We start from the raw sequence: 11,966 nt of genomic DNA on the forward strand, positions 1-11,966 counted from the left end.
CTTACTCAGCATCGATATTTATTAGAATACTTATTTAATTGCGCTCAAAAGTAATAGGGTGATTATACTACTGCTATTACTTAGTTCGTTTGATAGAGATTTTGGAATTATGACTGTATTACTTAGGTAATATTATTTACAAAAAATATAAAAAATTGGGAACCTAATATTTCAGCAAATTGTCTAATTAGTTAACAGTAAAAAAACTAATTGTACCGGAGTTAAAAATAATGTTTACTTTAAATCGTTGGCAATCTAGAACAGCTGCACTCATGGCTTTAAGCGTCACAGTGGGTACTGTAGCGCCTTTCATTACAGCTTCGCCATCTTTAGCTCAAACTACTTTTTCTGATGTTTCATCTAACTATTGGGCGGCACAATTTATCCAACAATTATCTCAACAAGGTGTAATTGCCGGATTTCCCGATGGTAGCTTCCGCCCTGAAGAAGCGGTGACACGTGCTCAATTTGCCGCAATGGTCAACAAAGCCTTCCAAAAAACACAGCAACGGCAGGCAATCAATTTTACTGATGTGCCCAGCAACTATTGGGCATCTAGTGCAATTGAGCAAGCTTACGCCATTGGTTTCTTATCTGGTTATCCTGGAAATCGCTTTGAACCTAACCAAGCTATTCCCCGTGAGCAGGTTTTGGTTTCTTTGGCTAACGGTCTGGAATATAGTCCCAGCGGCAATACCCAAAGCACTCTGCAATACTTCAACGATGCCTCTAACATCGCTAGCTATGCCCGTAGCCCGATCGCCGCAGCAACACAGAAGCAAATTGTGGTCAACTATCCGAATGTGAAGTTACTGAATCCAACTGCAACCGCCACTCGCGCCCAGGTAGCAGCTTTTATTTACCAAGCATTGGTTAGTTCTAATCAAGCCTCAGCAATTAACTCGCCCTATGTCGTGGCTGTCGGATCTACTACCCCAACACCTGTATCAGTCACAATTGCCCAAGGGACTGCTATTCCTGTGAAGTATGACAAGGCAGAAAAAATTCTGGTTACAAAGGATGAAACAGCGCCTTTGACATTGACTGTATCCCAAAACGTGGTTACGCAAGACGGATCTGTAGTGATTCCTGCTGGTAGTCAAGTTATTGGTCAACTCAAACCTGCTACAGGCGGTTCTCAATTCGTTGCCGAAAAACTGGTTTTGACCAATGGTCAGGAGTATCAGCTTAACGCTACTTCTGAAGTGATTACCAAAACTGAAACCGTCAAGAAGGGTATTAGTACTGGTTCAATTATCAAGAATACTGTATTGGGCGCAGGTGCAGCAACTGCGATATCTGTTGTCACAGGCGATCGCGCCATTGCCACAGAAGAAGTCTTGGGTGGCGCTGGTATCGGTGCGTTGGTTGGTCTGTTCTTCGGTAAGAAGAGTGTTGACTTAATCGCCATTGACCCAAATACTGATTTACAAATGACGATTAATCAAAACTTGTTGGTTTCACTTAGATAATCAGGACTGAGGAGTTATGAGTGGTGAATTGAAACGACCTTTTAATTGAAAACTCCCAACTCCTAACTTTTAATTTTCAACTTCCGGTAACCAAATAATAAACGTAGTCCCCGGCGCATCGGGTAAAGTTAGCTCAGAGTTGATTGCAGGGCTGAAAACCTCGATTTCGCCCTGCATTTGCTCTATTAATTGTTTAGCGATCGCTAACCCCAAACCGCTGCCGGGGATTTCTGTTTGCGCTTGTACACCCCGATAATGCCGTTCTCCAAGATGCTCTAAATCTTCGGGTGGAATGCCCGGCCCATTGTCACTGATCACAATTCCCTGAAAATTAGCTTTTTTTTGCCTCGCCTGAATCCAAATTTTGCCACCAGTAGGAGTATATTTTAAAGCATTATCAATGATGTTAGTTAAGACCTCTCGTAATGCTTTGATGTTGGCACGAACTAGAGGTGAATTCTGTTGAATTTCAGTTATTAGTTTTAGCTTTCGCTCTTGGGCGATTGCTTTAGCTGATATTAATAATGGTTCTAATATATCTGCTAGCGAACAGTCAACTGCTTTATCTCCCGTTCCCGGCAATAATAGCGGCGGTTTAGCGGATTTTTGGACAGTTGCTTCCACAAATACTTTACTTTCCGCCAGATGTAGTGGTGCTAAATCTGCCTCTGTCAAATCAATTACTTGCTCAAATTGTTGCAGCAATTCTTGGAGGCGATCGCTTTCCCGCACAATACTATTTGCCACATCTCGGTTGGGGTCTGCTGGCCGGAACCGTTTCAATAGCAGTTTGCCAAAAGTCCGCAACGCCGTTAAAGGGTTGCGAAACTGATGCAACAGGTTATCCAGTAAATCCCCCTGTTTTTCTTGGAGAATTTGTTGCTCACGCAATTGTTGCTCAAACCATGCCCGCCGTTGATCTAAAATACAAGCGATCGCCAGTGTTTGAGCTATCCGTTGAATCTGACTTTCCTCATGTTCATTCCATGCCCGGTCTTGCCTACCCGTCACCAGTAACCCCATCATCACCCCCTCATAAACCAGAGGTAAAACAATTTGATTACCACTAAGTAGGTATTCTTCTTTTAAATGGGGTTGAGATGCGTCTGGTCTTTCAGACTCCTGTGACGAGGTTGGAGATTCTGCTCCTGCTGTTAATAACTTTCTCTGATCATTGGGTAATGTAAACACATTTCCAACTTGAAGTTGCTTGTGTACTGTCGCTTCAGCAGTCTCCTCCCCTGACGGTAATAATGCTGTTTCTGGGTAAATTACCACAGGAATCAGTTTGGCCTCACCTGAGGGAGTCTCTACCAACTCTTGTGTGAGGTACACAATACTTAAAGTTGCTCCCAGCCCTTGGGTTAGCAGCGCTATTTGCTCTCGACACAGAGCCAGAAAATCGGAACTGGCAGACATTAACATTTTTTAGCTTTTGCTCAAGATTACAGATTTTGAGGCATGATGTTAAGAGAGGATACTTAGTTTTTACCTCACTCATTTTATAAAGCTTAACTAAAATCTTCTTAGTGATGGTTACTACCAAGGGATTATATTTTTAGGTGGTTTTGTTTTCTCTATTTTCAAAGATATTAATTTTCTTGCATTAAAAGGTTAAAAGCTATTGATATTTTGAACTAGAACTTATATAATGACGACTGATTTTGTAGCTATCACTACAATCTATAGCTTGAAAGAGGAGGACAATAGATTGGCAAGGAGACGCAAAAGGAAAAGTCGTCGTCGTCAGGAAGGACGGCGGATTTTGGAACATGTGCCTCAATATAGCATCGAAAGTGGCGAAGAAAAGCCTGTGACAGCAGCGAGAAGATTCATTCAAGCTGAAGGTATTTTGCCACCGGCCTTGCTACTCGTAAAGCGAAACGAACACACCACAGACCGTTATTTCTGGGCAGAAAAGGGACTCTTTGGTGCTCAATATGTTGAGGAAAACCATTTCTTGTTTCCTAGCTTGAGGGTGTTAGAACCTTCGCCAGGTCAAGAACCTCTTGCTTTAGCTAGTCGGTGAACCAGAAATGGTCATCTTACGCATTGAATGTGGCTCCTAACTATCATTAACTGGCAAAATTGCTAAGTTTATGCAAAATTTAATTTTTTTTTAGTTTGGAGCTGATTTGCTTTTTAAGGCTAGTCCAAGTAGTTGTAAAGTCAACTTGTCTCAAACCATGCTAGATTGCATGGATTGATGCTAGTTTCATGATGCAAAAGGGAGTGGGTATAGAGCCAAGCGCGTCTAAAAGCGCTAGTGAAGTTGCGCTCTTATACCGTAAATTGTTAAGGAAGCTCTGTCAACAAATTTAAGTTAATAAATTTAAATTTTTCCCCACGACACAAGTTGTGGGGAAAATTGACAAAGCAGAAGTCTTGATTTCCTCCTGACTACTTTCCATTGATTAAAGAGTAGGTCAGGTAAAAAGTCTGCATATCATAGTTAAGAGATGGTCACCCAAACCAAGAATTATTCACCAGCCTTGAGCTGTAGAGTTCTCTGTAACTCACTGAGTTCATCTCGATGGGCAACTACAGTGATCTTACTTGAAGAGGTTTGTTCGCTCTGAGTTGTTTCTACTTTGAGCGACACCTTCTCAAGTCTTCCAGATTTTTTCCAATAAAATAGACCACTTAAAGGCGACAGGAGTACCATAGCCAGAACAAGGGTACTGAGGTTAGGAAAAAGCAGAGAAACGACTAGTGATAGACAAACAATACCAGTCGCTGCCAGCAAAGTTAAAAATATAGCTAAGAACCAACTGGGGCGAACATTACCTTCAAAAGTCACTTTGTTTTGTTCTCGGTCTACCGCTGCCACTCGGTAAGACCGCGAGCGAAAATACTCTTTTAATTGAGACATTAAAGCCGCTTCGTCTTGTTCAGATACCAGTTGTGCTGTTTCTATGCGGTCTTTAGTCGAGGCACGAATAAAGAAAAACAGCCCAACCGATAACAACAAGGTAAGCAGGAACGTAGATGGCAGAATAGCAGTATCCATAACTAATTGTTAGTGTTTGACTACGAATTTTAGATAAAAGATTTTAGATAAAAGATTTTTTGGTTCATGCCCCGCACCGCACAACTCTTGGAGACGCTAACGCGTAGCTTGCTTCCCCGTAGGGGTACGTGCCGCTCTTGCTAGCTTGCTTCTCCGTAGGAGTGCGTGGGCAGAACAAATCCAAAATTCTCAATTTAAAATCCTCAAGCCCCATACCCTTGTGGTCGGGGTCAATCCTAAATCGGAAATCCAAAATCCAAAATTGATTGACTGGAGGAGACTTATTCATTATCAATTATTCGTTACTTTGTCCTTCTGTTGATGTAGTCTTGCCAAAGAAAAGCTAAATCCTGTGCTTGAACTTGCCATCCTGGAAAAACTTGGTACATCCGCCTGGGGCGTCCTCGTCCTTCGAGTTTCTTCCAATATCCAGTGATTGCCTTTTGGTCTTCCAGAAATTTGATTGCACTATAAAGTACGGTATCCGAAAGCCTATAGGTGGAATATTCAGTTTCTAATCGCTCAATCAACTCAGTTCCGTAGGATTCACCTTGTAACAAAACAGACAGTATATAACAAACTGCTACTTCCTGACAAAGGTAAGTTGGCGGAGGATTCTCAAAAAATTGATATATATCCTCAAGTTTCATGGTTAATGAATGGCTAAAAAAATGCCTTAGGGTAAGGTCTATATTCCTTGTAGTCAGTATACAGTGCTACTGCTAAGTGAGTAATGTATATAAAACTACTTAGACTAGATTTCCAAAGCGTAAACACCAAATAATTACCCACGCCTGTGAAGTTGTGGGATGAGTTTGCGAGTTTTAGGGGCACAAAATACTGTACCCCTACCCAAGCTCAATCCGGTGTGGTGAGGAGCAAACAGACAGTGGCGAAGTCACTATCTTGGTATTAAGTGATGCCTAACTGGTTAGAACTGCTTAAGCAATAAAATGCCATCGAAGAAATCTTACAGGTAAAATGCAATTTTGTCTGTAAAACTTAAGAAACACTTTGTTTTCCAGTGATTTTACCAATGTAGATTCTAAAAGCTTAAGCAGAAGGCATATGGGTTAAAGCTGCTACGCCTGTGGACACACTTAAGCATTAACTATTTCTGATTTCCTCAACAAGAGAATCTCTTGTCTTATTTGGCAAGTGTAATAGTAAATTTATCAAAGAAGACGCAAAGACTAGCAAAGGGAGAGACGCAAAGTGCGATACCTCTCAACAAGGCTTTCCGTGTCCCCTGGAAGTTCTGATTTGAGGCTTTTAACTCAGACTTCTCTGTGTATTTTTGTGTCTTTTGAAAGCGCCCAGCACATTGGTGAACAGTATGTCACAGACTCCCGATGCTCCATCATCTTCCTCAACTCTCCGGGCGATTGCCCAAACCTTTCGCCTTACAGGTTGGATTAGCTTCTGGATTCAGCTAGTACTAGGCGTTGTTTCTAGCATAATTGTGCTGCTGTTCGCCATCTTTAATCAAAGAACTGGCAGTCCTACTAATAATCCTGGGACTGGCTTTGGCGTATTTTTAGCAATTTGTGGACTGGTTATTTTGGCTGCGGGCATTTATTTAGCTTACCGTTACACTAGAATTGGCAAGCAATTGGAATCCTCCAATTCCAGCAACCGCCCTCGCAAAAGCGAGACTGTGCAAGTATTACGGTTAGGGCTGTGGGTGAATTTAGGGGGAACGCTGGTAACTCTTTTGGGGGCGCAAGCGATCGTTGGGACACTGGTAGCAAGATCCATATCTCCCCAAGCCATAACTACGCAACTTTTTGACCCCACCCGAATTATTAGCGGTCTAGATATGCTTGTGGTACAGGCAAACACCAACACTGTCTCAGCGCATTTTGCAGGGCTTATTGCGTCACTTTGGCTACTAAATCGGATTAACCGACCCTAATATGAGTATTGAGTGCTGAGTTTTCAGGAGTCAAAAGAAATTAATCATACTTTTCCGAAACGGACAAAACTGGGTGTGAAGACAACTACATAATCCTTATAATCCTTCATTAAATTTGATTAGTTGGTTTGTCATCAAAATCCTGTTGTCGAGACGCGAAATTTCACGTCTCTATAAGCCTCTAGTATGTGATGCCAAAACTAGCACAGGGATGATAAGTACCTTTTTTGGAAGTCTGACACCATGAAAAATCAATTTGACACTATGAAAAATCAACCAGCACAGAAATTTAATCAAGACGTATGGAGATTTGGCGTACAGGTTTTCTTTAGTAGCATCGTGTTGGGGCTGTGCATTTTCAAGCTAGCCTCGCCAGGGGACGAAAAGAATATTGCGCTTTACTGGGGTGGTTTATCAGGTGTGCTTGCATACTGGTTACCTTCACCTGGACAAAATAGAGATGATAAAGAACCAGCGAATATCACTCAACGGACGTTTGCAGCCGCTGATAACAATAATGGTAATGGTCAAAGTCTTGCTCAGGTTACTGAAACGACAGTAACTCAAGATCAGAATTCATGATTAGTCAAATGCATTATGTGGTTTCTTCGCCCTGGCAGTGATGCTAGGGTAAAATCTTGATTAGAGATTGAGACTAATTTTTCCAATAAACTTTGTTTTTCCAGTTACAGCAAAGCAAATTTACTATATGCTAAATGCTTATATGTTAACTGTATTGACAGGAAGAATTTAGGCTAAAAATTGAGAAAAATCTGTGCTGGATATTAAGCAAATACGGGAAAATCCGCAATTAGTTCAAGAACGATTGAATAGTCGTAATGGTAAATACGACATTGAACCGATTTTACAATTAGATAGGCAACAACGGCAACTAGAGGGGACACGTAGTCAACTTCAAGCTCGTAGCAACGAAATCGGTAAAATTGTCGGGCAGAAGATTAAATCTGGGATCAATCCTCAAGACCCAGAAATTCAAGCTTTGCGGGATGAAGGGAACTCTGTCAAAGCTACCTTGAGCGAACTGGAACCCCAGGAAAAAAACCTCAAAGCTGAAATTGCCCAACTTGTATTGGCACTTCCCAACTTACCAAGCGACTCTACACCCCTTGGAAAGAATGAGGAAGATAACGTAGAAGTGCGCCGTTGGGGTGATGAGTACATTCCCCAAAATCTGAATATTCTTCCTCACTGGGAAATCGGCGAAAAGCTAGGTATTCTCAATGTTGAACGGGCTGTAAAAGTTGCCCAAAGTCGCTTTGTGACATTGATAGGCGCTGGTGCAGCATTGGAGAGGGCATTAATTCAATTTATGCTGACTCTCCATACTCAAGCTGGGTATGTGGAAGTCAGTCCGCCGCTGTTAGTGAATACCGAGTCTTTAACGGCGACCGGTCAGTTACCCAAGTTTGCTGAAGAAAGCTTTAAATGCGCTGATGACGATTTGTGGCTGATTCCCACGGCAGAGGTTCCAGTTACAAATCTCTACCGGGGTGAAATTCTCGCTGCGGAAAACTTACCTATTTACCACTGTGCTTTTACTCCCTGTTTTCGCCGCGAAGCTGGTAGTTATGGGCGCGATATGCGGGGATTAATTCGCCTGCATCAATTTAACAAGGTGGAAATGGTGAAATTTGTCGAACCCAGTACGTCCTTTGATGAACTGGAGAAATTGGTGGGGAATGCAGAAGCAATTTTACAGGCGTTGCAGTTGCCTTACCGAGTCGTAAATTTAAGTACTGGAGATTTGGGATTTGCCTCTAGCAAAACTTATGATTTAGAGGTTTGGTTGCCCTCTTCTGGCAAATACCGCGAAATTTCGAGCTGTTCCAATACTATAGATTTCCAGGCGCGACGGGCTGATATTCGCTTCAAGGAGGCGGGGAAGAAAGGTACTCAGTTCGTACATACCCTCAATGGTTCAGGTTTGGCGGTAGGACGGACGATGGCAGCAATTTTGGAGAATTATCAACAACCTGATGGGACGGTGAGGATACCAGAAGCGTTGCAACCTTACTTTCAGCAGGGAGGAAAGTTGTAGCTTTAGATGTTAGAACCAGGCATGAAATATGCCCCATACCCAATGACGCCACTTGCTTCTCCTAAGGGAGACGCGCAAGGGACAAGCCGGGGAACCCGGACAACGCAGTGGCTCCCCAATGCCAAATGCCCAATTAGAATGGATATAACTATAGCTTAATATCTTCACTAATTTACTCTATGTCAGTTTTAGCAGCGATCGCAGTCTTGGCTGTTTTGATCTTGGTACACGAGTTGGGACATTTTGTTGCAGCCCGTTCTCAAGGCATTCTGGTTAACCGTTTTTCTTTGGGTTTTGGCCCAGTTCTTTTAAAGTACCAAGGTTCACAAACCGAATATGCTATCCGCGCCTTTCCCTTGGGCGGCTTTGTGGGCTTTCCCGATGATGACCCAGATAGCGATGTTCCACCCAATGACCCAAATCTGCTGCGTAACCGTCCAGTTTTAGACCGGGCGATAGTTATCAGTGCCGGAGTAATCGCAAATTTAATATTTGCCTATTTGGTGTTGGTTCTGCAATTGGGTATCGTCGGCATTCCCAAAGAATTAAATTATAAAGCTGGTGTCGCCGTACAGCCTGTTAATCAAGAATCTGTTGCCTACCAAGCAGGAATTCGGGAAGGAGATATTATTCTGGCTGTTAACGGTCAAGAACTCCCGGCTTCTGACAAGTCAACTCCTTTGCTGACTAAAGAAATTCAAACTCATCCCAATCAGCAAATCGAACTGAAAATTCTGCGTGAAAATCAACAACAAACCCTGAAATTAACACCAAAATTAGGAGCCGATGGCAAAGGTGTAGTTGGTGTGGCACTCAGTCCAAATGCTACACCAGTTTATCGCCGTCCTAATAGTCCTTTTGAAATTTTCGGTATTGCCGCTAATCGGTTTCAACAATTATTTGTTGGGACACTCAGTGGTTTTGGGCAGTTAATTACCAACTTTCAACAAACTGCTGGACAAGTTTCTGGGCCTGTTAATATTGTCAAAATAGGTGCAAAATTAGCTGAGGACAATACCATAAACTTGTTGTCTTTTGCTGCAATTATCAGCATTAACTTGGCTATTATCAATATTTTGCCTTTACCAGCCTTGGATGGCGGACAACTCGCTTTTCTGCTGATTGAAGGTTTGCGCGGTAAGCCTGTTCCTGCTCGTATTCAAGAAGGTGTAATGCAAACAGGTTTGGTGTTACTCTTAGGACTAGGAATTTTCTTGATAGTTAAAGAAACTACTCAATTAACTAGCCAATTGGAGTGGGTACAAAAATTGTTCCAGTGAGTACTACCCGTAAATCGTTATCTAAAAAGAAACGATCGCTAGAAATTTTAGCTCGTCTGAAGCGTCTTTATCCAGATGCTACTTGCTCTTTAAATTACTCAACGCCAGTACAACTGTTGGTGGCAACTATTCTTTCGGCTCAGTGTACTGATGAGCGGGTGAATAAAGTGACACCAGCTTTGTTTGGTAAGTTTCCTGATGCTGCTAGTTTAGCGATCGCTGACTTGGTAGAATTAGAAACCTTGGTGCGTTCAGCTGGGTTTTATCGCAATAAAGCCAAGAACATTCAAGCCGCCTGTCGGATGATTATCACTGACTTTAACTCTGTTGTCCCTAACCAAATGGAACAGTTGTTAAAGCTTCCAGGTGTGGCGCGGAAGACAGCAAATGTAGTTCTGGCTCATGCTTATGGCATTAATGCTGGGGTGACGGTAGATACTCACGTCAAGCGCCTGTGCGAGCGTTTGGGTTTAACTGAAGCAAAAGACCCGGTTCGGATTGAGCAAGACTTAATCGGGTTATTGCCGCAATCAGATTGGGAAAATTGGTCAATTCGGCTGGTTTATCACGGTCGTGCGATTTGCAAAGCCCGCTCTCCTGCCTGCATGGCTTGTGAGCTTGCTGATTTATGCCCTGCTGCGAACAAACCAGTGGTTGTAGGGTAGGTTTTCAGTGCGTAATTTCTGTCTCTTCGTCTCGTGTCTCCATGTCTGTCAATTTCAGCCTGACAGACCAGTAGGCAACACAAAAACCCTAGAATTGATAGAGAGACTGTAGAATGGAAAATGCTGTCTTTTAATCAATTAAAAATCGTATGGCAAAAAAGAGCTTGATTGAGCGCGAGAAAAAGCGCACCAGGTTGATAGAAAAGTATGCTGACAAGCGGGAAGCTCTTCTAGAAGAGTTCAGAAGTGCAGAATCTCCCCTGGATAAGTTGGAAATCCACCGGAAGATTCAACAGCTACCCCGGAATAGTGCGCCCACCCGCCACCGCAACCGTTGCTGGTTGACTGGTCGTTCTAGAGGTGTTTACCGCGATTTTGGACTGTCTCGGAATGTGCTGCGGGAATGGGCCCATGAAGGTCTTTTGCCTGGAGTTGTTAAGTCTAGTTGGTAATTAACAGTCATTAGTCATTGGTAAATAACAAAGGACTAATGACAAAAATTATTGACCGCAACATTTATCAATTCCCAGACTTTCTAAGAGTAGATCGCTAACGGCGTTGGCGATCGCAAACTCTCCATAGAAGCTATTGGAAAAATCATAGGACTGCATCTCTGTGACAATGGCAATTACCAGAGAACCAAGGTCGTTTTCTCCTTCCATCCGTTGACGCACAAAAATCTGTGCGGCTCGTTGAGCAATATTTTGGTTGATTGCTTCGGGGATAAATTCTGTATCTAGCCACCGTTGTAAGCGTTCTCTTAACCATTCACCTTCGAGCAGGGGGTTTTCAGGGGGTGGTAGGGTGATGGGTGGAATTGGTTGAGTCATTTTTTTTTAACGCAGAGGGACGCGGAGGGAAACGCAGAGGAACGCTGAGGTTGACTTTGTAGCATCAAATTGCGTTTCTAAGAGTGTTTTTTTATATTTATTTATGCAATATGATATCGCCGCTATTGTTGAGGGCTATGCACAAGGCTATTTTCTCATGGCTGATGAGCGCGATCGCCTGAATTGGTACGGAAGTCGCGATCGGACTTTTATTCCTTTGGATGAGCGGTTTCGCTACCCCAAGTCTTTGCAGCGTGTCATCAATCAAGAGCGTTTTAGTGTGGCGATTAATCAGGACTTCCAAGCTGTGGTGGCTGGATGTGCTAACCGCGAAACAACTTGGATTTCACCAGAATTACAAAAGATTTACTGGCTACTTTACCAAAATGGTTATGCTCATAGTTTTGAAACTTGGCAGGGTGACGAATTAGCTGGGGGAATTTTAGGGATTGTTATTGGCGGTGCTTTCATTGGAGAGTCGATGTTTTACCGCATTACTGAAGGCTCGAAGGTAGCGATGGTGAAGTTGGTGGAAAGATTGCGCCAGAGGAAATTTGTGTTTTTTGATGCCCAAATGATGAATCCTCATTTGGAGAGGTTTGGTGCTTATCGAGTTGAGGATGAAGAATATCAAAATTTACTTAAGCAAGCGTTGCAACGTCGTTGTTTATTGATATAAAGGGTGAATAATATCCTATTAAGCTGTTTCTGAATCTACTACATTTAGTAAATACG

The 11,966-nt window shown here is 42.7% G+C and carries 13 protein-coding genes; 9 read left to right on the forward strand and 4 right to left on the reverse strand.

Annotated elements, in window-relative coordinates:
- Positions 1-230: 230 nt before the first annotated feature.
- Positions 231-1,472: an S-layer homology domain-containing protein gene (locus tag V7K35_RS27780; RefSeq protein ID WP_335083461.1), complete on the forward strand. Its 1,242-nt coding sequence runs from the start codon at positions 231-233 to the stop codon at positions 1,470-1,472.
- A 69-nt stretch (positions 1,473-1,541) separates the two neighbouring features.
- On the opposite strand, the gene V7K35_RS27785 is transcribed toward V7K35_RS27780, so the two are convergent.
- Complete coding sequence (locus tag V7K35_RS27785) at positions 1,542-2,897, reverse strand: GAF domain-containing sensor histidine kinase (RefSeq protein WP_335083463.1); 1,356 nt, start codon at positions 2,895-2,897, stop codon at positions 1,542-1,544.
- Positions 2,898-3,183: 286 nt separating this feature from the next.
- On the opposite strand from V7K35_RS27785, the gene V7K35_RS27790 reads away from it, so the two are divergent.
- Positions 3,184-3,501 (forward strand): DUF3155 domain-containing protein, encoded by a 318-nt coding sequence (locus V7K35_RS27790; protein ID WP_041566316.1) that lies wholly within the window; start codon positions 3,184-3,186, stop codon positions 3,499-3,501.
- A 450-nt stretch (positions 3,502-3,951) separates the two neighbouring features.
- Here the strand turns inward: V7K35_RS27790 and V7K35_RS27795 are convergent, their stop codons facing one another.
- Positions 3,952-4,482: a cofactor assembly of complex C subunit B gene (locus V7K35_RS27795; RefSeq protein WP_335083465.1), complete on the reverse strand. Its 531-nt coding sequence runs from the start codon at positions 4,480-4,482 to the stop codon at positions 3,952-3,954.
- A 302-nt stretch (positions 4,483-4,784) separates the two neighbouring features.
- Positions 4,785-5,132 carry a PadR family transcriptional regulator gene (locus V7K35_RS27800; protein WP_298913428.1) on the reverse strand — a complete coding sequence of 116 codons (348 nt, stop codon included), beginning with the start codon at positions 5,130-5,132 and terminating at the stop codon, positions 4,785-4,787.
- A 686-nt stretch (positions 5,133-5,818) separates the two neighbouring features.
- On the opposite strand from V7K35_RS27800, the gene V7K35_RS27805 reads away from it, so the two are divergent.
- From V7K35_RS27805 to rpsN, 6 genes are all read left to right on the forward strand, one after another.
- On the forward strand, positions 5,819-6,397 hold the full coding sequence (locus V7K35_RS27805; RefSeq protein ID WP_334796633.1) for a DUF3611 family protein: 579 nt from the start codon (positions 5,819-5,821) through the stop codon (positions 6,395-6,397).
- 243 nt (positions 6,398-6,640) lie between these two features.
- Positions 6,641-6,979, forward strand: coding sequence for a hypothetical protein (locus V7K35_RS27810; protein WP_335083467.1), 339 nt, complete (start codon positions 6,641-6,643; stop codon positions 6,977-6,979).
- A 193-nt stretch (positions 6,980-7,172) separates the two neighbouring features.
- Positions 7,173-8,456: a serine--tRNA ligase gene (serS, locus tag V7K35_RS27815; protein WP_335083469.1), complete on the forward strand. Its 1,284-nt coding sequence runs from the start codon at positions 7,173-7,175 to the stop codon at positions 8,454-8,456.
- Positions 8,457-8,635: 179 nt separating this feature from the next.
- On the forward strand, positions 8,636-9,736 hold the full coding sequence (rseP, locus tag V7K35_RS27820; protein WP_335083471.1) for an RIP metalloprotease RseP: 1,101 nt from the start codon (positions 8,636-8,638) through the stop codon (positions 9,734-9,736).
- Positions 9,733-10,401 (forward strand): endonuclease III, encoded by a 669-nt coding sequence (gene nth / locus V7K35_RS27825; protein ID WP_335083473.1) that lies wholly within the window; start codon positions 9,733-9,735, stop codon positions 10,399-10,401. The genes rseP and nth overlap by 4 nt, the downstream gene beginning before the upstream one ends.
- Positions 10,402-10,550: 149 nt before the next feature.
- Positions 10,551-10,853 carry a 30S ribosomal protein S14 gene (gene rpsN, locus V7K35_RS27830; protein ID WP_273762024.1) on the forward strand — a complete coding sequence of 101 codons (303 nt, stop codon included), beginning with the start codon at positions 10,551-10,553 and terminating at the stop codon, positions 10,851-10,853.
- 48 nt (positions 10,854-10,901) lie between these two features.
- Here rpsN and V7K35_RS27835 read toward each other — a convergent pair whose 3' ends face one another.
- Positions 10,902-11,231, reverse strand: a complete 330-nt coding sequence (locus tag V7K35_RS27835; protein ID WP_324978480.1) for a hypothetical protein — start codon at positions 11,229-11,231, stop codon at positions 10,902-10,904.
- A 103-nt stretch (positions 11,232-11,334) separates the two neighbouring features.
- Here V7K35_RS27835 and aat point away from each other — a divergent pair, with 103 nt between their 5' ends.
- Entirely contained in the window at positions 11,335-11,910 is a 576-nt protein-coding gene (gene aat, locus V7K35_RS27840) for a leucyl/phenylalanyl-tRNA--protein transferase (RefSeq protein WP_335083478.1), read from the forward strand.
- The last annotated feature ends 56 nt before the right edge of the window (positions 11,911-11,966 follow it).

Source organism: Nostoc sp. (assembly GCF_036917275.1).
Classification (GTDB): Bacteria; Cyanobacteriota; Cyanobacteriia; order Cyanobacteriales; family Nostocaceae; genus Nostoc.